The organism is Nocardia brasiliensis (assembly GCF_042691675.1).
Classification (GTDB): Bacteria; Actinomycetota; Actinomycetes; order Mycobacteriales; family Mycobacteriaceae; genus Nocardia; species Nocardia brasiliensis_D.
Genome location: NZ_CP170507.1, coordinates 633415 through 652683, shown reverse-complemented (window position 1 = coordinate 652683; position 19269 = coordinate 633415). Strand labels below are relative to the sequence as shown.

Below are 19269 nucleotides of genomic sequence, written 5' to 3'. Positions count from 1 at the left end.
TCCGGCTCGGTGCTCAGGCGAACGAGAGGGAGCGCGGCGAGGTGAGGCCGGAGCCTTCCGGCGCGTGCGCGGGATCGGAGCCGAGTTCCACCGGGCGATTGCGCTCGTCCACGAAAACGACCTTCGGGTCGTATTCCGCGAGTTCCTGCTCGTTCAACTGACCGTAGGCGATCAAGATGACCAGATCGCCGGGGTGCACCAGGTGGGCGGCGGCACCATTGATGCCGATCACACCGGAACCGCGTTCACCCGCGATGACATAGGTCTCCAGGCGGGCGCCGTTGTCGATGTCGACAATGCAGACCTGCTCGCCTTCCAGCAGATCGGCGGCGTCGAGCAGATCCTGGTCGACCGTCACCGAGCCGACGTAGTGCAGGTCGGCGTGGGTCACCGTGGCGCGGTGGATCTTCGACTTCATCATGGTGCGCAACATTGCGTCGCCCTTTCGTTGGTTCGTGGCCTAGGCAGGCTGGGAGGCCCGCGCGGCGGAGACGTTGGGGTGGCCGTCGATCGGGGCGCCGAGGGTGACGGCCACATTGTCGATCAGCCGGGTCGGGCCGACCCTGGCGGCCACGAGCAGCCGGGCATTGCCGGTGGTCGGAGCGGGGTCGAGATTGGCGGAGCGCAGTTCGAGGTAGTCGACGTCGAGGCCGGGCACCGCATCGAGCACCTGGCGGGCCGCGGCGAGCACCGCGTCCGGACCGAGGCCACCCGCATGCTTGCCCGCGGCCAGCGCCGCGGACAGGCCGAGCGCCGATTCCCGCTGCGCCGCATCGAGAAACCGGTTCCGCGAGGACATGGCCAGCCCGTCCTGTTCCCGCACGGTGGCGACCGGCTTGATCTTGACGTCGAAGTTGAGGTCTCGAACCATTTGCCGGATCAACGTGAGCTGCTGGTAGTCCTTCTCGCCGAAGTAGGCCTCGGTCGGCCGCACGATCTGCAGCAGCTTGGCGACCACGGTCAGCATGCCCGCGAAATGCGTTGGCCGGCTGGCGCCTTCGAGCTCGGCACCGATCGGGCCCGGGTGCACCGTGGTGCGTGGGCCGTCCGGGTACATGTCGGACACGCTGGGCGCGAACACCAGCCCGACACCCTCCTCGCGCAGCAGTGCGACGTCGGCGTCCAGGGTGCGCGGGTATTTGTCGAGGTCCTCGTTGACGCCGAACTGCAACGGATTCACGAAGATCGAGACGACCACGACCTGGTTGTTCCGTTTGGCCAGGCGCACGATTTCCAGGTGGCCTTCGTGCAGCGCGCCCATGGTCGGCACCAACGCGACCGTGCGGCCGACGCTACGCAGCGCGTTGCACACCTGGGTGACCACCGCCGGGTCGTGGTGCACGGTCAACTCACCGGGCCGGTAGGCGCCACGCAATTTCGGATCGAACATCAGCGCCCCTTCAGCAGCTCGATGACAGCGGGATTGGTACCCGCTCGTTCGGCGGTCCGCAGCGACAGCGCGCGATAGCCCTCGGCCAAGCGGGGGTCGACGGATTCCAGTGCGGCCAGGTGCGCGGCCACCGCGTCCGCGTCGCCGCGCGCCACCGGACCGGTCAGCGCGGACTGCCCGCGCCGCAGCGCGTTGTCCAGCGCGGCCGATGCGAGCGGGGCGAGCAATCGCTCGGCCAGCCCGTTCGGCTGATCGTCGACGATCTGCTGCCCGAGCAGGCCTGGGCCCTCGAGCGCGACCCGCAGTGCGGCAAGGGCATCCACGATCACCGTGACCAGGTGATTGCTGCCGTGCGCGAGCGCGGCGTGGTAGAGCGCGCGATTGTGCTCCTGCACGCGGACCGGTTCACCGCCCATCTCGATCACCAGCGCCTGTCCGATGGCGTAGCCGATCTCGTCGGCGGCGGTGATGCCGAAGCACGCGTTGCTCAGGCGGGAGATGTCCTCGTCATGGCCGGTGAAGGTCATCGCGGGGTGAATGGCCAATGGCAGGGCGCCGCTTTCGGCGAGCGGGGCGAGCACGCCGACGCCGTTGGCACCGGAGGTGTGCGCCACGATGGTGCCCGGCCGGACCACCTTCGCGCTCGCCAGGCCGCGCGCCAAACCGGCCAGCTCGGTATCGGGCACGGCGAGTAGCAGCAGTTCACTGCGGGCCGCCACCTTCTCGACCGGCAGGATCTCGGAGTCGGGCAACCGGGTACGCGCCCGCCGCACCGAGGCATCGGAGATAGCGGCGACGCCGAACACCACGTGTCCGGCACGCTCCAGTGCCGCGCCCAGTGCCGAGCCGACCCGTCCCGCCGAGACGATGCCAACCGTCAGGCGCGCGGGTGCGGGGTCACCGCTGTGCTGGTCGCTCGATATGGGGTAGCCCGAAGTCGCGTCGTCAGGATTCACGCTTCTCGAGGTCAACATTGTCCTCTCGATGTCGTTCCAGTCCCGCCTTGCGGGTACCGGACGTTTCGTCATCGAGGATATCGGCCCGATGTTTGCCAGTGCCACGGACCCGAGCAGTGATTTACACCGCAATGCCCGATTTGCCGTTTACCAGGCCCGACAGCAATCACCGCCGGTCGCGGCTCTTCTCTTCGGACTGCAGGTTGGCCATGATCTCCGCGACCGACAGCCTGCGCTCGGGCACCTCGGAGTCGGCATCGGCTTCGGCGCGGCGTCGCCTGCGCGAGCTCGCGGTACCGATCGTCGGCGACTCCGTCGTCGGCCAGGCCGAGGGACGGGTCGACGGATAGGACGAAGCGGGCTTCGGCGCGGGCTTCGGTGCCGGAGCCTGCGTCGGCTCGGGTGCGGGTTGGATGACCGGCCCCTCGGTGAAGGCGTCGGACCAACCCGACGAGGACTGCGTTAGATCGTCGCGGTCGTTGATGTCCACGTCGGTGACTTCGAATTCGTCTTCGTCGTGTTCGACGGGTACCGCTGAGGTCTCGGCGGTGACCGGGTCGTCGAAGGGGCTGGCGAAGGCGGGCGGCTCGGGATGATCGGGGACGAACACCGGGGTCACGCTGCTGCGCGGTTGCTGGTTCGGCGGGACGGCCCAGGGTCCGGCATTCGCGGAGCTATTATTCGCCGGGTCGGCTACCGCGCTGGTCAGCTCTTGAATCCGGGTCGCGTCGGCGCGCAACGCGGGCCGATCCATCGGCAGATCGCCGTCGAACAGCCGCTGCAGACTCTGCCGGAGCACGGTGAGTTCGGCGCGCAGCGCGGCCAGCTCGGTGGCGTCGGCGCCCACTTCCTCGCGCACCTTGGCCTCGATCCCGAGCTCGAATTCGCGCCGGGCGGTGACCTCACGCTCCAGCTGCAACTCGTAGACCGTCTGCAGATCGCGAACCTTGGCCTTGTCGATCGTCGCTTCCTTGCGATATCTCGTCGCAGCTAACGCGCCGATGACCGCCGCCCATAGGGCAGCGACCAGACCGATCCGTACGAACTGCAAGCTGTTGCTGAATACCAGGAAAACGCTGGCAACCAGCCCGAGCAGAATCAATACGCCGATGAACAATTTTCCCGCGTCGTCCCGCCGTCGACGGGAAGTGCTGGTACGGGAGGGTGAAACCATGCAAGCCAGGGTAGCTTGATCGACTCGCCACGCCCACAACTCGGTGCGGCAATTCCGGAGGAGATATTTGCTAAGTGATTGCTGGATCGTCGGTAGGGTCGTCGGGAGCCCGGCAGCAATACTCGAGCCATAGGGCCGCAGCAACCAAAGCCACCCCCGCCAGCATCCCCACGATGGCACCCGGACTGTCGGCGGCGGCCGCGCCGAGCGTGCCCCGCTGCGGGAAGACCCAGAACAGGAAACCCAGCCACACACCCGCCGCGATCGAACCGACTTGCAGCGACGCCTTGGCCAACGCGACCGCACGGGCCGCGGTGATCGGATGCAGTTGATTCCTGCCGTCGCCGAGCTGGTTGTCATTGACCTTCGCCCGGATCACGAACGCCAGCACCGCCTCGATGGCCGCCACCGGATACAGCGAGGCGCCCGCGTAGGTAGAGATCGGCGGAAAGCTGTTGTAGGCCATCCGGGTAGCGACCCACGCGACGAGCGCGGCGATCACCACGTTCGCCGCCAAGTCCAGGATTCGAGTGGGTTTCAGCTGCACGGGGCCGATCCTTCGGCGGACGACAGGGATAGCTCGGTCCGCCGCACGCCGGTGCGTTCGGCGACCGGGAGTTCGTCGAGCAGGTCCGTGATCGCCTGCGCGCGGCCGTCGACCTCGAGCACCGCGTCCGATTCCACGTCCAGCCACGGGATCAGGACGAACGCGCGCCGATGGGCCTGCGGGTGCGGCAGGGTCAGCTCCGGATCCTCGCTGCGGCAGGCCACCAGCTCGCCGTCCGCGCGCTCCGCGCACCAGATCACGTCGACATCGAGGGTCCTGGCGCCCCAGCGCACCTCGCGGACCCGATCGGCGGCTTGCTCGAGCCGCTGGCCCTCGCGCAGCCAATCCGCGCAGTCGAACGCCGGATCTTCCACCACGACAATGGCATTGAGGTAGTCGTCCTGTTCGATCCCACCCCACGGCGCGGTCGAATACACCGGCGACACCGCCACGACGCGAGCACCGAAGCCGTCGACCACGCTGCGCAGATGCGCCAGCCGGTCGCCCAGATTCGAACCGATGGAGAGCACCGCACGAGTCACGACGCCACCTCGCTGCGGCTCGGCTCCAGCACGCCTCGGGGCGCGGTGCCGATGGTCGGCTCACTGATCGGGCTCACAGCGGCTCCCCGCGATGGCGCGAGGTGACGACTCGGACGTCGGCGAAGGTGTGCGGAATCGGGGCGGCGGGCTTGTGCACGACCACCTCGACCGAGCTGATGCGCGGATCGGTCATTACGTCGTCGGCGATTTCGGAGACCACGGTCTCGATGAGGTTGCGCGGCGGGCCCTGGATGATTCGCACGGCGTTCTCGGCGAGCTGGCCGTAATCCACAGTGGCGACCAGATCGTCGGAGGCCGCGGCGACGGAGAAGTCCACCCACACGGTGAGATCGACGACGAACTCCTGGCCGTCCCGGCGTTCGTGATCGAACACGCCGTGATGGCCGAACGCCCGCAGGCCGCGCAGCTCGATGCGGTCGGCACCGCGCCGGATCGACGAATTCTCCTGCGACGCAACATGCTCAGCGTCGGTCGGGGTCGGACTCATCGGTGTGCTCCTCGCGAGCTCGGCGTGGCGGTGTGCTGCCGGGCAGCGGCCTGCCAGGCATCGGTAACGGTGATGGCGTCCAGGGAGGCGCGCACGTCGTGCACGCGCACGCCCCAGGCACCGTGCAGAGCGGCCAGTGCCGAAACCGTCGCGGTGGCGGTCTCGCGGCCGTCGGGCGGTCGCGGGCCCGAGTCGTCGGCGAGCAGCGCGCCGAGGAAGCGTTTGCGGGAGGCGCCGATGAGAATCGGCAGGCCGTTGGCCACGAGTTCGGGCAGCGCACCGAGCAACGCCCAGTTGTGTTCGGCGTTCTTGGCGAAGCCTAGGCCGGGATCGAGAATCAGCCGGGACGGGTCGACCCCCGCGGCCACGGCCAGGTCCACCTGGGCGGTCAGTTCGGCGAGCACCTCGGCGACCACGTCGTCGTAGTGGTCGGCCGGGCCGGTGTGCCGGTAGTCCGCGCCCGCGCGCCAGTGCATGAGGATCCACGGGACATCAGCGGCGGCAACGACTTTCACCATGTCGGGATCGGCGCGGCCGCCGGAGACGTCGTTCACCACCGAAACACCCGCGGCGAGGGCCGCCTCGGCCACCGCCGCGCGCATGGTATCGACGCTGGTCGGCACGCCCGCCGCGACCAATCCGCGAATCACCGGGACCACCCGGGCCGCCTCGGTCTCGGGATCGATCCGCACCGCTCCCGGCCTGGTCGACTCACCGCCGACGTCGATGATGTCGGCGCCCGCCGCGTACAACTCGACGCCGTGCGCGACCGCGAGGTCGGGATCGAGGTAGCGCCCGCCGTCGGAAAAGGAGTCACTGGTGACGTTGACAACGCCCATCACCACACAGGAGCGCCCGCCACGTGCGAAGCTGCTCCCCACTGCGGTCATCGGATCCTCGTTCACTTCCGCAGAATGAGATCGAGGGCCTCGGAGCGCGAGGACGGACTGGACTGCAGCAGGCCACGCACCGCCGAGGTGGTGGTGCTCGCGCCCGGCTTGCGGATGCCGCGCATCGCCATGCACAGGTGTTCGGCCTCGACCACCACGATGGCGCCGCGCGGATCCAGCTTGCGCATCACCGCGTCGGCGACCTGGCTGGTCAGGCGCTCCTGCACCTGCGGGCGTTTGGCGTACAGATCGACGAGGCGGGCCAGCTTGGACAGTCCGGTCACCCGGCCGTGCTTGCCGGGGATGTAGCCGACGTGCGCGACACCGTGGAAGGACACCAGGTGGTGTTCACAGGTGGAGTACATGGGGATGTCGCGGACCAGCACCAGTTCCTGGTGACCCTCGTCGAAGGTGGTGTTCAGCACGTCTTCCGGCTCGACATAGAGCCCTGCGAACATCTCCCGATAGGCGCGGGCGACCCGGGCCGGCGTATCGATCAAACCGGGCCGGTCGGGATTTTCACCGACAGCGAGCAGCAACTCCCGAACCGCGGCTTCGGCCCGGTCCTGGTCGAACGCCCGTCCAGTTTCAAGAGCGATGAGCTCCGGCCTGGTCATGCCATTGCCGGAACCGTTCTCCGCGGTACCGTCCGAATCGGCGAGCGCGTGGCCGCCGACGTGATTGTTGGCCGACAATCGAGGACACCTCCAAAATCTCGGATGCCGGCAATTACTCGGCACCCCGATGGTCGAGCCTAATCGTCACCGGCGCGGTGCGAGCGACAGGCCCGGAGGCGGTAGCCCGCGTCACCGCGACGGGCCCGTGCGCGCCGCCGATCGAACAGCGCGGCACGGGCGATAGACCCGGAGCCGGTGCTCACGTACCACTGCGGACACGAGAGCACCGGCCTGGTTCAGCGTCGACCGTTCGGGCCATCCCACTCGCGATTGTCGGTGTCGCCCTCGCCGTTCGGGTTCGTCCGGCCGGGCTCTTCGTAGCCGGGCTGGTCGCCGTAGTTGCCGCGGTCGTAACCGCCGTCCTGGGCGCCCGGTTGCGGACCCCACGGCTGGTAGCCGTGGCGCTGTTGCGGCTCGGTCCAGCCGGTGGGCTGGCTCGGCTGCTGCTGCTCGTCACGCGGCGGCCAACCCGGAGCCGACCAACCGGCGGGAGCGCCGTAGTCCGGACGCGAGCCGTGCGTGCCACCGCGCTGCGGGTAGCCCTGAGCGGGCGGCTGCGCCGGGTAGCCGGACGCGGGCGGTGCGGGATAGCCGTACTGCGGTGCGGCGGTGTAGCCACCCTCCTCCGGATAACCGTTGGCGGGCTGGTTCTCCCTGGCCGCACCCGCGGGCAGCGGCGCCGGGATCTGCTCCGGCGGCGGCCACGGCTCGCCGCGCTCGAGCGCCAGCTCGCCCGGCGTCTTCACCGGCGGCTTGGTCGACGGAACCCGGTCACCGAAATCGTTGAACGCGGTGATCCGCGGCCGCTTCTCCACCGAAGCGAGCAGTCCTTCGAGTTCCTTGCGATGCAAGGTCTCCCGCTCCAGCAGCGCCGTGGCCAGCACGTCGAGCACGTCGCGGTACTCGTTGAGGATGGCCCACGCCTCGGTGTGCGCGGCCTCGATCAGGTTGCGCACCTCCTCGTCGATGGCGCCCGCGACCTCGTGCGAGTAATCCGAGGCCTGGCCCATCGAGCGGCCGAGGAACGGATCGCCCGCCTCCTGGCCGTAGCGCACCGCGCCGAGGCGCGAGCTCATGCCGTACTCGGTCACCATCGCGCGAGCGATCTTGGTGGCCTGGTCGATATCCGAGGATGCGCCGGTGGTCGGCTCGTGGAACACCAGCTCCTCGGCCGCGCGGCCGCCCATCGCCATCACCAGGCGGGCGATCATCTCCGAGCGGGTCATCAGGCCCTTGTCGTCCTCGGGCACCGTCATGGCGTGGCCACCGGTGCGGCCGCGGGCCAGGATGGTGACCTTGTAGACGGGCTCGATGTCGGGCATCGCCCAGGCGGCCAGTGTGTGGCCACCCTCGTGGTAAGCGGTGATCTTCTTCTCGTGCTCGCTGATGATCCGGCTCTTGCGGCGCGGACCGCCGACGACGCGGTCCACCGACTCCTCGAGCGCGTCGCCGGTGATGACGGCGCCGTTCTCCCGGGCGGTGAGCAGCGCGGCCTCGTTGATCACGTTGGCCAGGTCGGCGCCGGACATGCCGACGGTGCGCTTGGCCAGACCGTCGAGGTCGGCGTCGGGTGCGATCGGCTTGCCCTGCGAGTGCACCCGCAGGATGGCGCGCCGGCCGGCCAGGTCGGGGTTGCCGACCGGGATCTGCCGGTCGAACCGGCCGGGGCGCAGCAGCGCGGGGTCGAGGATGTCGGGGCGGTTGGTCGCGGCGATCAGGATGACGCCGGTGCGATCACCGAAGCCGTCCATCTCGACCAGCAGCTGGTTCAGCGTCTGCTCGCGTTCGTCGTGACCGCCGCCGAGGCCCGCGCCGCGCTGGCGGCCGACCGCGTCGATCTCGTCGACGAAGATGATGCAGGGGCTGTTCTGCTTGGCCTGCTCGAACAGGTCGCGCACTCGGGAGGCGCCGACACCGACGAACATCTCGACGAAATCCGAACCGGAGATCGTGAAGAACGGCACGCCCGCCTCGCCGGCCACGGCGCGCGCGAGCAGCGTCTTACCGGTGCCGGGCGGGCCGTACAGCAGCACGCCCTTCGGGATCTTGGCGCCGAGGGCCTGGTAGCGGACCGGGTTCTGCAGGAAGTCCTTGATCTCGTAGAGCTCTTCGACCGCCTCGTCGGCACCGGCCACATCGGCGAACGTGGTTTTCGGCATGTCCTTGGACAACTGCTTGGCCTTGGACTTACCGAAGCCCATCATGCCGCCGCGACCACCGCCCTGCATTCGGGCCATGACAAAGACGAACAGCCCCAACAAGATCACCATCGGCAGCACGAACAGCAGGATCTGGGTGAGCCAGCTCTCCTGCTTGACCACGGTGTTATAGGGCGCGCCGGAGTTCTTGACAGCGTCGAAGACCTGTCCGGAAGTCTCGCTGCCACCGGGATACTTCGCGATGATCTTGCTCTGGCCACCGGTCGCGTCGTTGCCGTTCTTCAGCTCGATGCGTAGTTGCTGTTCACGATCATCGATCTGAACGTTCTTGACGTTGCTCTTATCGTTCAGCTGGCTCAATGCGACGGACGTATCGACGCTCTTCCAGCCGCGCGTGTCATTGCCGAAGTAGCTGAACGCATAGATCACGAGCAAGATGCCCGAGACTATGGCCAGGGTGCGAAACACTGTCTTGCGGTTCATAGAGCGTCGGCCGGCCGGCCAGTCCTTTCCGGTGTCTCCGGGTTCTTGCAAGCGATGCGTCGGGCGCGTCCGGCTCCGGGAGGGTTCGGATGCGGACATGCCACGTTACCGCGTACGGTCTAGTCGATACATCGCGCAGTTCGGCTGCAGGTGCAGTTAAAGAGGTAAACGGCCAAGGGACGTCGGTGGTTCCCGAAGTCCCCGGTCCGGGTTACTCCAAGTGGTCACAATCATGGCATGTTCGGCCTATCGTGAGCGACGACACAACACCGCGGCGCGAGCGACCGGCCCGGAGGCGGTAGCTTGCGTAACCACGTAAGGCCCCCTGAGCACCGCAAACAGACACCGCGGTGCGAGCGATGGGTCCTGGAGGAGGCAGCGAATCGTAGCCACGGAGGGCACCTTGAACATCGCAAATCGAACACCGCGGTGCGAGCGACTGGCCCGGAGGAGGCAGCGAAGCGTAACCACGGAGGGCACCGCGAACATCGCAAATCGAACACCGCGGTGCGAGCGACTGGCCCGGAGGAGGCAGCGAAGCGTAACCACGGAGGGCACCGCGAACACCGCAAATCGAACAGAGCGCAGGGGGTATGGACATAGTTGAGCTACGGACACCCACAGCGATAGTGCGTCACGGCCGCGGACGGTTGATCGTCCTGCGTCCTGGCTCCGATGGCGAGCGGGTGCTCGACGTACCGGTTACCGACCTGTTGAAGGTTCGGTTGAATCGGCGCGCCGACGACGCCGTCGTCATCGAGATCTACCTGAGATACCCGACCCCGGTGCTGACCGGCGTACCCGCGGACCGTACCCCGCTGCCGGTGCTCATCGCCGAGCACGACGTGCCCGCCGCCACCGAGATCGTGGACCGGATCAACAGCCAGATCCTGGCGACCCAGCGCATCGACGTGGCCGCCCCCGATTTGCACCCGCCCGCCCCTACCTGGGGCAAGTCCGGCCCGACCCGCGCCGACGTGGACCGTGCCGTGCGCCGGATGGCCCCGCATCGCGAAGCGAAGTCGGCGATCGCCGCCCTGCACCGATACGTCACACCGGACGAGTACGTGCTGGAGACCGCGGTCGCGCACGCGCACCCGCCCGCGGGCAACGGCCCCGGCCTGCTCGCCGCGACGACCGGGCGACTGCTGTTCATCTCGATCGGCACCGGCACCCGCTACGCGCACGAGCTACCCATCCCGGCGGTGATGTGGGCCCGCAACACCGACGGCACGCCCGTGGTGGCCGGCGAGATCGGCGCGGTCCGCGGCGAGGCGAGCATGGAAGTGCACGACGGCAACATGACCTTCCGTTTCACCGGCACCGATCGGGCCGACACCGAGCGCGTCACCTGCGCGGTGAACTTCGCGGTGCGCCGCGATTCCGCCGACGGCGCCGCCGGTCCGGCCGATCCAGGTGTGTCGCAGCTGTATTCGGAATGGGAACTGCTCGTCGAGCGCCATTCACTCGGCATGGTCGACGACGCGCAGTTCCAGCGCTACGGCCGCGGCATTCTGCGTTCCCTGCCCGACGGCGGATAGTTCACGACGGTCCGGGCCGCGCGTCAGGCCTGCACGACCGGCGGCACGGTCAGGCTGATCCGCCGCCACGGGCTGGTCGGGCGCATCCACAGGCGCAGCAGTTCCATCCGCCGGTCGACGCCGCCGTTCTTCAGTTCGGCGAGGTCTTCGCAGGCCTGCCAATAGGTCCAGCCGGTCAGATAGGCATCGCCGAACTGCCGCCAGTTGCGGTACTTGGCCTGCGCGATGGGCAGGGCGCGGGCCAGATAGTCCCAGGCCAGATCCGCGTCGAGGTAACCGGCGGTGAAGGCCATCCGCGCCACGGCGACCACCCGGGCCAGATCCCAGGCGTGGATGTCGCTGGGCAGCGGGCGCGCGAGATGGTCGGTGAAGCCGATCTTGATGGCCTGGGACCAGATGTCGTAGTCGCGGACCAGCGCCTCCGGATTGTCCATCCCGCGGAACGAACCGACCTGGCGCAGGAACGCCCGGTGCCGGTCGGCGCGCTCACCGAACCTGTCCCGTTCACTGGCATTGACCGAGGCCATCACCAGCGGATGGACCAGCGCGTACAGCGGCGCGTGCATGCCGTCCAGCAACTGCTCCATCGACGCCTGCGCCTCGGTCCCGTCGGTGATGCCCCAGGCGCCGGTGAGCGTGTCGATGGCGAGCTCGCGGCGGTCGCCAAGCGGATGCTCGCGCTCCGGGCCGAGCAGCAGCGCATCGTGGAAGGCATCCCAGCGGGCGGAGTAGAAAGCGCCGAGCGCGAGCGCGCGCAATTCGTCATCGGCTACCGCCGCGCCGGACCAGTGGTCCTCTTCGCGCTGATCCAGCTCCTCGTACGGGAAGGTCGTCAACGTAGGTACACCGCGGGCAGGCATGAGCCGAGTCTATTGGCCGCGCCTGCGGCGCGGCGTGGTTCGCGGCCCCTTGGTCTCGTGTTCGAGCCGTCGCGACTGGCGACTACATCGCATGCGCTGCGCCGACTCGGACACGAGACGGCCGCGAACCGGCGCGCGAAAGCCTCGCGCGTGGGGGTCCGGTGTGCCCGAGAAGTCGGCGTCGATCGCTGAACGCCACCCGCTTGCCGGGCATGGCGAACAGCGATTTTCGCCTCAGGACTTTCTTGCCCTGCCGCATAGCGGGCTCGAGAGCTACTGTGCTCGCATGAGTAGCAACATCACCCTCCTTCGTGGCCTGGAGCCTGCCGCTACCGAGCAGGAAATCTATGCTGCCGCACTGCAGTACGTGCGCACGGTCGGTGGTGTGTCCGGCCTGAGCTCCACCACCAAAGTGGCGGTCGACAAGGCCGTCGCGGCCATCGCCGCGGCCACCACACAGCTGCTGGCGGACCTACCGGACCGACCGGTCGCCCCGCCGACCGAGCCACCGTTGCGCGTCGCAGCCCGCGAAGCGTCGGCCGACTGACCGCAGATAAACGCACAGCTCAAGCACTGATTCCGGGCAGCGCGTCTACACCGTAGACAGCAACGCAGGCGAGGGCCAGCTCCAACGGCAAGCTGCGCTGCTCGATCGGATAACCCAGCAGTTCCTCGATCCGCTGGATTCGGTAGCGGACCGTGTTCTTGTGCACCCCAAGCAGTTTCGCCGTCGCCTCGGGGCTGCGATGGCTCTTCAGATAGGCGTGCAACGTCTCGCGCAGCCGCGCCGCGTTCGGGTCCGAGCCGGACAGCGCGCGCAATTCCCGCCCGATCAGGCCGCGCATCGCCGTGTCGTCGGCGCCGGCCAAATAGGCGATCTCCACATCGCGATAACCGATAACTCTGGCCGCACCCGCCGGTCCGCGCTCGGCGACATGCCTGGCGGCCACCGCTTCGCGATGACTCTGCCGGAACCCGGCGACGTGCCCGGCGGGCACCCCGAAGGCGATCCGGACCGGCGGTTCGACCAGACCGGCCGCGACTCGCTCGACCGCGCCCGGCTCGCCCGCACCTTGCTCGGCCCAGCCGTTCTGCCCCGCGCCGGCACCCGGTAGGTCATCCAGTCCGGCCCACGCCCACATGCCGCTCGACCCGGACGCGACGGTGAGCACCTTGCCATTGCCGATTTCGGTCGCGACCCGGGTCGCGACCCGTTCGAGCAGGCCGATGACTTCGCCGTCGCCACTGCCGGCTTCGCCCTCGTCGGTCCACAGCACAAAGGCGACGTGTCGCTGGGTGAGCCGATACCCGAGCCGGGCCGACGCCTGGTCGGTGTCGAGCTCGTCACCGGCCAGCAGCGCGCGGATGGTCTCGGTGCGCCGATTGAGCGCGGCCCGCAGCACTCGCTCGCGTTCCTCCATGTAGGTATCGGTCAACATCTCGACCGACATGCTGACCCATTTCGTCGCCCGCTCGAACAGCCGCAGCATCACCGCCCGTTCGATCTCCTGCGGGGCCTGCCGCTGATCGATGGCCTCGGTCATGTAGTCGAGCACCGCTTCCATGCCGACGTGATAGGTCCGCAGCAGCATTCGCAGCTCGAAGCCGCGGCGGGCGATCGTCCGCGCGAAGGCGTGCGCCTCTTCGGGCAGCGTGTATTCGAAGGTGTCGCTGGTGATTCCGCTCAGCATCACCCTGGCATGGGCGCGCGTGCTCGCGGCGAGATCACGGCGCAGATCGCGGTCGGCGAGTTCCGGGATGCGCGCGATGATCGCGCTGTCGAGGCGGTCGACGACCTGCTCGAGCGTCTCGGTCCGCATCGTCTCGTAGACGTACTCCGCCAACCAGCCGCGGACCACTTCGGAGTTCGGGCCGATCCGGTCGGGTGATGCGGTGGTCACAGCTCCTCCGTTTTGTTCTATGAGCACAAATTCTCGCGGCTCCGTTGACAAACTGGGCCAAGAATCTCCCCCGACATTGTGTCACGATCATAGTTCAGTGGCCTGATTCACATTCAGCCCACGCGGCTCACAGCACAACGTCAGTGGGAGAACAGCAGTGACCAACACCGAACCAGCGCCCGGCGCGGCAAAGACAACGGCAGCGGACACCGCCCCCGCCGTCATAGAGGTGCGCAATCCCGGCACCGGTGCGGTCGTCGGGACGGTGCCGGAAGTGACCGCGGACGAGGTCGCGGCCAAGGTCCGCGAGCTACGGCTGTACCAGCCGGAATGGGAGGCCATCGGCCCGAACGGCCGCAAGGAATGGCTGCTGAAATTCCAGGACTGGCTGATCGACAACACCGACAGGATCGCCGGCGTGGTGCAGTCCGAAACGGGCAAGCCGCGGGTCGACTCGCTCATCGACCCCGCCTTCGCGACCGACCTGGTCGGCTACTACGCCCGGCGCGCGGGCAAGTTCCTCGCCGACGACCACCCGTCTCCGCACAGCCCACTGGCCAGGGTGAAGAAGCTGACCACCGCGTACAGGCCGTACCCGGTGGTCGGCGTCATCACGCCGTGGAACTTCCCGGTGGCCATGCCAGCGCTGGACGTGTTCCCCGCGCTCGCCGCGGGCACCGCCGTCATCCTGAAGCCGTCCGAGGTAACGCCGCTGTCCGCCCTCGAAATGGCAAGGGGCTGGGCCGAAATCGGCGCTCCCCCGATCTTCGCCGTGGTCACCGGCGCGGCCACGACCGGCGGTGCCGTCGTCGAGAACGCCGACTACATCCAGTTCACCGGTTCGACCGCGACCGGTCGCAAGATCGCCGTGGCATGTGCGGAGCGGATGGTCCCGTACAGCCTGGAACTGGGCGGTAAGGACCCGGCCATCGTGCTGGCCGATGCCGACCTGGATCGCGCCGCGCACGGCATCGCGTTCGGCGGCATGTTCAACTCGGGTCAGGTGTGTATCTCGGTGGAGCGGGTGTACGTCGAGGCGCCGGTCTACGACGAGTTCGTCGCCAAGCTGACCGCGAACGTCAAGGCGCTGCGCCAGGGCATCGACGGCCGCGAGTCCGAGCACGACGTCGGCGCGCTGGCCAACGAGAACCAGACCAGCATCGTGCAGCGCCACGTCGACGAGGCCGTCGCGGCCGGCGCGAAGGTGCTCACCGGCGGCAAGCGGGCCGGGTTCGGCACCGCGTTCGAGCCGACCGTGCTGGTCGATGTCGACCACACCATGTCGTGCGTCACCGAGGAGACCTTCGGCCCGACCCTGCCGGTGATGAAGGTGGCCGACGAGGCGGAAGCCATTCGGCTGGCCAATGATTCGATCTACGGGCTCTCGGCGACGGTGTGGACCGGCGACAAGGACCGCGGCGAACGGGTGGCCAGGCAGCTGAACGCGGGCGCGGTCAATATCAACGATGTCTTCAGCAATCTGTTCAATTTCGCGCTCCCGATGGGCGGCTGGGGCATGTCCGGCACCGGCGCTCGCTGGGGCGGCGCCAACGGCGTCCGCAAGTACTGCCGTCAGCAGGCGATCACCACGCCGATCCTGCCGACCCAGCAGAAGGAACTGTTCTGGTACCCGTACTCGATGCCGAAGCTGCTCTTCGCACTCGGCGCCATGCGGGCCGCGGGCGCCCGCGGCCTGCGCAGGCTCGATATTCCGGCCGTTCTGAAACTCAAGGGAGACAACAAGTGAGTGACGTTTCGAAGATTCGCGGCAAGGTCGTCGTCATCACCGGCGGCGCCCGCGGCATCGGGCTGGCTACCGCGACCGCGCTGCAGGCGCTCGGCGCCAAGGTCGCGATCGGCGATATCGACGAGGCCACCGTCAAGGAGTCCGGCACCGCCCGCGGTTTCGAGCTGTACGGCAAGCTCGACGTCACCGATCCCGTCTCGTTCGAGAGCTTCCTCGACGAGGTGGAGCGCACCGTCGGCCCGATCGATGTACTGGTCAACAACGCGGGCATCATGCCGACCGGCAGGCTGGTCGACGAGCCGGATCAGATCACCCGCCGGATCCTCGACATCAATGTCTACGGCGTGATCCTGGGCTCCAAGCTGGGCCTGGCCCGGATGCTGCCGCGCAAGAGCGGGCACGTCATCAATATCGCCTCGCTGGCGGGTGAGACGCACATCCCCGGCCTGGCCACCTACAACGCGAGCAAGCACGCGGTGCTCGGCTTCACCGACACGCTGCGCGAGGAGTACCGGGATTCCGGCGTGCGCTTTTCCTCGGTGCTGCCGACGTTGACCAATACCGAGCTCGGCGCGGGCGTCACCGCGCCGAAGCTGCTGCGCCCGGCCGAACCGGAGGAGATCGCCGACGCCATCGTCGGGCTGATCAGCGCGCCGAAGTCCAAGGTCCGGGTGACGGCGGTGGCGGGCATCATCTCGCAGCTGGTCGGGCTGCTGCCGGAGGCGGTCGGCGACGGCATCGCCAGGGCGCTCGGCTCGGGGCACGCGTTCCTGGACGACGTCGACGCCGACAAGCGCAAAGCGTACGAGGAGCGGGCGCGCAGCGTGTAGCTCGTTTGCTCGCCGGGCGCTGCGGCCGTGGATTCGTCTCGGCCGCAGCGCTTTCGCGCGTCCGAGGACGACTCGCTATCCGATCCAATGAGCAATACAAAACCGTATTGTGACGAAAATCACTATAGAGGGTGCAAATGACCGCAGGTCGGCCATAAGCGGCCCCCCAGCTGACGATCGGCAATCGCACAGACCGCCAGTTCCTCGCCCGTCGTGACGCCACGAATGATCATCACTGCTGGTCACACGCCCAGATGTACCGCACTGGAAAGAACAGCCCCCGCATGCCGAAGATTCGCGGAGTCGATGGTGCGTCCCACCATGACAAGCAATATGCTGTCCCTAACAAACCTGTCGAATGTTTTGGTACCCGTATCCAGACTTTCCGGCCTGATAAGGCTGGAAATTCAGGACTGATTCTGATAGCAAGGGGCTATGGACCCGCATTTGCGCGACCTGCGGTATTTCGTCGCCGTCGCTGAGGAACTGCACTTCACCAACGCCGCTCAGCGGCTGCACATCGCTCAACCCACCCTCTCGCGTCAGATCCGTCAGCTGGAACGCCAGCTCGACGTGGTCCTGTTCGACCGCAACCAGCGCAGCGTCGCCCTGACCGTCGCCGGTAAGGAACTGCTCGAGGGCGCCCGGAAGATCCTGGAGCTGTGGGAGGTCACCAACGTCTCGCTACAGGAGGCGGGCGAGGTGCTGCGCGTCGGTATCCAGTCCGCGCTCGGCCGCGGCCTGTTGAACGACCTGGAGAGCGCGAGCGGCCATCGGCTCGCTCTGCACGCGGCCTCCTGGACCGACCCGTCCAGCGGCCTGGCCGGTCGGCAGGCGGACCTGTCCCTGGTCTGGTTGCCGCTGCCCGACCCGAACCGCTACCGCTGGCAGGTGCTGCGCACCGAGCCGCGCTGGGTGCTGCTCCCGGAGAACCATCCGCTGGCCGATCGGGAAACCATCGACTTCACCGACCTGCTCGACGAGCCGTTCATCGCGCTGCCCACCGAAGCCGGTGCGGTGCGCGACTTCTGGCTGGGCAACGACGCACGCAACGGACGTCAGCCGAAGATCGGCGCCGAGGCGGCGACCCCCGAGGACAAGCTGGAGGCCGTGAGCCTCGGCCTCGGCGTCTGTTTGCTCGCCGAGAACAACGTGCCGATGTACCGCTGGCCGGGCCTCACCGCGCGACCGGTGGCCGGTCTCGCGCCCTGCGAGCTGGCCGTCGCATGGCGGGCCGACGACACCCGACCCACCATCCTCGAATTCGCGGGACGCGCGGTCGACGGCGGGTTCTCGGTCCAGCAGCAGCAACCCGCCGTCAGCGCGTAAGTTCGGTCAGTTGATAGTGCGCCGCCACGGGTGCAGCGATTCCAATTGCGCGGACAGCCGTAGCAGAGTGGATTCGCTGCCCGGCGGGCCGGCGAGCTGAGCGGCCACCGGCGTTCCGACATCGGGGTGCATGCCCATCGGGATGGAGGCGGCGGGCCAGCCGACCAGATTCCACAGCGGGGTGAAGGGCGAAAACCGAGAGCTGGCAAGCACATTGGCCAGCCAACCGCGGTTATGCCAGGCCCGCGCCTTGGGCGGCGGGCCGGCGAGCGTGGGCGTGATCACCACGTCGTAGCGTTCGAAGTATTCCAGCAGTCGCGCCTCGACCCGGTCGACCTGGGACGGGCGGACGAGGCGTAGTCGGGCCACCTTGCGGCCCAGCGCCAGATGCCGGCGGGTGCGCGGTTGCAGGAGCTCGGGGTGGGGTAGCGCCGCGGCGTCGCGGCAACCAACGGCCAACCAGCGCAAGAAGATCGACAGCATCGCGTCGCCATAGGGCAACGTGGTCGGCTCGACCACGTGACCGGCCGCCGCGGCGACCGAGGCCGCTGTGCGGGCGGCGTTGGTCCAGTGCCGATCGACGAGGAAGAAGCGAGACGGCGGAGCCACGGCTAGACCGATGCGTAGTCGGCCGGGCGGCTCCACCTCAGCTAGGTCCGGCCGGGCGGCCAGCACCGATAGCGCGAGCGCCGCATCGCCGACTGTCGTTGCCAGCACGCCGTTTTCGACCATGCCGGACCAGGCATCGAGGCCGATCTCCGCGGGCACCGTGTGCCTGCCCGGCTTGATGCCGAAGACCCCGCAGCAGGCGGCGGGGATGCGGATCGAACCGAGTCCGTCGTTGCCGTGCGCGACCGGCACCAGTCCGGCCGCGACCGCCGCCGCCGAACCGCCGGACGAGCCGCCCGCGCTGCGCGCGACATTCCATGGATTGCCGGTGATCCGGTCCTGGGTGTCGGTGGTGCCCCACAGTCCGAGTTCGGGCATGGTGGTGAGCCCGACGACCACCGCGCCCGCGGCGCGCAGCCTGCGCACCACCGGATGATCGTCGGCGACCGGACGGGTGTCCGTCGCCGCGGAGCCACACCGCATGGTCTCGCCCGCGACCGCGATGTTGTGTTTGATCGCGATCGGCACCCCGGCCAGCGGCAACACGTCGAGGTCGGCGCGCTGCTCGAGCAACGCCGCCTCGGACCGCGCCTTCTCGGTGCGGATAACGCTGAAGGCATTGGTATTCCGGTGCTCGGCGACGATTCTGGCGAGGGCGGTCTCGACCACCTCCGTCGCGGTCAGCGAACCGTCCCGGACGCCTGCCGCGATCGCCGCGGCCGGGCCCCGTGAGCTGTCCTGGCCGGTGGCGATTTGGTCGTTCGCGTCCACCGGACTATCTCGAGCGGGCGCCGTCGCCGCGACGGCCGATCGGGTAGGCGGTAACTGCGCGACCTCGGCCTGCACGACCGTCGCCTGCGCCAGTGATTTCGAAGTAGCCGGAGCCTGCGGGACCGCCGGGTGCTTGGTCGGCGGCTGCGCTGCTGCTTCCGTGCCGGTGGTTTCGGTTTTTGCCGAACCGTCCGCCACAGCTGTGGACTTGTTGTGCATGTGCTGGTCGTCCCCCGTCGCATCGTTGTCGAATTCGGGTGATCGCTGTTGAGCCGCAAGTTATCATTCCGAATACTGCTCGGGGGACGATGACGTCGGGTGTGGCGGGAATTTCTCCGACACATCCATCGACCGA

18 protein-coding genes are annotated in these 19269 nt (G+C 68.2%); 5 read left to right on the top strand and 13 right to left on the bottom strand.

The genetic code is table 11. The features are described from left to right. Positions 1 to 13: 13 nt before the first annotated feature. The 10 genes from panD to ftsH all read right to left on the bottom strand — a co-directional run bounded on the left by panD (position 14) and on the right by ftsH (position 9326). Positions 14 to 433: an aspartate 1-decarboxylase gene (gene panD, locus ACFK0J_RS03335; RefSeq protein ID WP_378736448.1), complete on the bottom strand. Its 420-nt coding sequence runs from the start codon at positions 431 to 433 to the stop codon at positions 14 to 16. Between the two features lie 27 nt (positions 434 to 460). Then, positions 461 to 1390: a pantoate--beta-alanine ligase gene (gene panC / locus ACFK0J_RS03330; protein ID WP_378736446.1), complete on the bottom strand. Its 930-nt coding sequence runs from the start codon at positions 1388 to 1390 to the stop codon at positions 461 to 463. Next, positions 1390 to 2313 (bottom strand): Rossmann-like and DUF2520 domain-containing protein, encoded by a 924-nt coding sequence (locus tag ACFK0J_RS03325; protein WP_378742593.1) that lies wholly within the window; start codon positions 2311 to 2313, stop codon positions 1390 to 1392. Before ACFK0J_RS03325 ends, panC begins: the two co-directional genes overlap by 1 nt. Before the next feature lie 199 nt (positions 2314 to 2512). Next, a complete protein-coding gene (locus tag ACFK0J_RS03320) occupies positions 2513 to 3520 on the bottom strand; it encodes a DUF6779 domain-containing protein (protein WP_378736444.1) in 1008 nt (335 codons plus the stop codon). A 70-nt stretch (positions 3521 to 3590) separates the two neighbouring features. Beyond that, the gene (locus ACFK0J_RS03315; protein WP_378742591.1) at positions 3591 to 4061 is read right to left on the bottom strand and encodes a DUF3180 domain-containing protein; all 471 of its coding nucleotides are present in this window, start codon (positions 4059 to 4061) and stop codon (positions 3591 to 3593) included. Then, on the bottom strand, positions 4058 to 4609 hold the full coding sequence (folK, locus tag ACFK0J_RS03310) for a 2-amino-4-hydroxy-6-hydroxymethyldihydropteridine diphosphokinase (RefSeq protein ID WP_378736442.1): 552 nt from the start codon (positions 4607 to 4609) through the stop codon (positions 4058 to 4060). The genes ACFK0J_RS03315 and folK overlap by 4 nt, the downstream gene beginning before the upstream one ends. 73 nt (positions 4610 to 4682) lie before the next feature. Then, positions 4683 to 5117, bottom strand: a complete 435-nt coding sequence (gene folB, locus ACFK0J_RS03305) for a dihydroneopterin aldolase (protein ID WP_378736440.1) — start codon at positions 5115 to 5117, stop codon at positions 4683 to 4685. Then, entirely contained in the window at positions 5114 to 6007 is an 894-nt protein-coding gene (folP, locus tag ACFK0J_RS03300) for a dihydropteroate synthase (protein ID WP_378736438.1), read from the bottom strand. Before folP ends, folB begins: the two co-directional genes overlap by 4 nt. Before the next feature lie 11 nt (positions 6008 to 6018). Further along, on the bottom strand, positions 6019 to 6624 hold the full coding sequence (gene folE / locus ACFK0J_RS03295; RefSeq protein ID WP_378742589.1) for a GTP cyclohydrolase I FolE: 606 nt from the start codon (positions 6622 to 6624) through the stop codon (positions 6019 to 6021). A gap of 296 nt (positions 6625 to 6920) precedes the next feature. Next, positions 6921 to 9326 (bottom strand): ATP-dependent zinc metalloprotease FtsH, encoded by a 2406-nt coding sequence (gene ftsH, locus ACFK0J_RS03290; RefSeq protein WP_378736436.1) that lies wholly within the window; start codon positions 9324 to 9326, stop codon positions 6921 to 6923. Between the two features lie 593 nt (positions 9327 to 9919). Here ftsH and ACFK0J_RS03285 point away from each other — a divergent pair. Beyond that, positions 9920 to 10867, top strand: a complete 948-nt coding sequence (locus ACFK0J_RS03285) for a hypothetical protein (protein WP_378736434.1) — start codon at positions 9920 to 9922, stop codon at positions 10865 to 10867. A gap of 23 nt (positions 10868 to 10890) precedes the next feature. Here ACFK0J_RS03285 and ACFK0J_RS03280 read toward each other — a convergent pair whose 3' ends face one another. Next, complete coding sequence (locus tag ACFK0J_RS03280) at positions 10891 to 11727, bottom strand: DUF1266 domain-containing protein (RefSeq protein ID WP_378736432.1); 837 nt, start codon at positions 11725 to 11727, stop codon at positions 10891 to 10893. A 286-nt stretch (positions 11728 to 12013) separates the two neighbouring features. Here ACFK0J_RS03280 and ACFK0J_RS03275 point away from each other — a divergent pair, with 286 nt between their 5' ends. Further along, a complete protein-coding gene (locus ACFK0J_RS03275) occupies positions 12014 to 12274 on the top strand; it encodes a DUF2277 family protein (protein WP_378736430.1) in 261 nt (86 codons plus the stop codon). 19 nt (positions 12275 to 12293) lie between these two features. Here ACFK0J_RS03275 and ACFK0J_RS03270 read toward each other — a convergent pair whose 3' ends face one another. Beyond that, positions 12294 to 13628, bottom strand: coding sequence for a PucR family transcriptional regulator (locus tag ACFK0J_RS03270; RefSeq protein WP_378736428.1), 1335 nt, complete (start codon positions 13626 to 13628; stop codon positions 12294 to 12296). Positions 13629 to 13785: 157 nt separating this feature from the next. On the opposite strand from ACFK0J_RS03270, the gene ACFK0J_RS03265 reads away from it, so the two are divergent. The 3 genes from ACFK0J_RS03265 to ACFK0J_RS03255 all read left to right on the top strand — a co-directional run bounded on the left by ACFK0J_RS03265 (position 13786) and on the right by ACFK0J_RS03255 (position 17534). Continuing rightward, positions 13786 to 15375: an aldehyde dehydrogenase family protein gene (locus ACFK0J_RS03265; RefSeq protein WP_378736426.1), complete on the top strand. Its 1590-nt coding sequence runs from the start codon at positions 13786 to 13788 to the stop codon at positions 15373 to 15375. Further along, a complete protein-coding gene (locus ACFK0J_RS03260) occupies positions 15372 to 16205 on the top strand; it encodes an SDR family oxidoreductase (protein ID WP_378736424.1) in 834 nt (277 codons plus the stop codon). Before ACFK0J_RS03265 ends, ACFK0J_RS03260 begins: the two co-directional genes overlap by 4 nt. A gap of 435 nt (positions 16206 to 16640) precedes the next feature. Continuing rightward, on the top strand, positions 16641 to 17534 hold the full coding sequence (locus tag ACFK0J_RS03255) for a LysR substrate-binding domain-containing protein (protein ID WP_218472987.1): 894 nt from the start codon (positions 16641 to 16643) through the stop codon (positions 17532 to 17534). Positions 17535 to 17540: 6 nt separating this feature from the next. Here the strand turns inward: ACFK0J_RS03255 and ACFK0J_RS03250 are convergent, their stop codons facing one another. Next, positions 17541 to 19133, bottom strand: a complete 1593-nt coding sequence (locus ACFK0J_RS03250) for an amidase family protein (RefSeq protein WP_378736422.1) — start codon at positions 19131 to 19133, stop codon at positions 17541 to 17543. Positions 19134 to 19269: the final 136 nt, after the last annotated feature.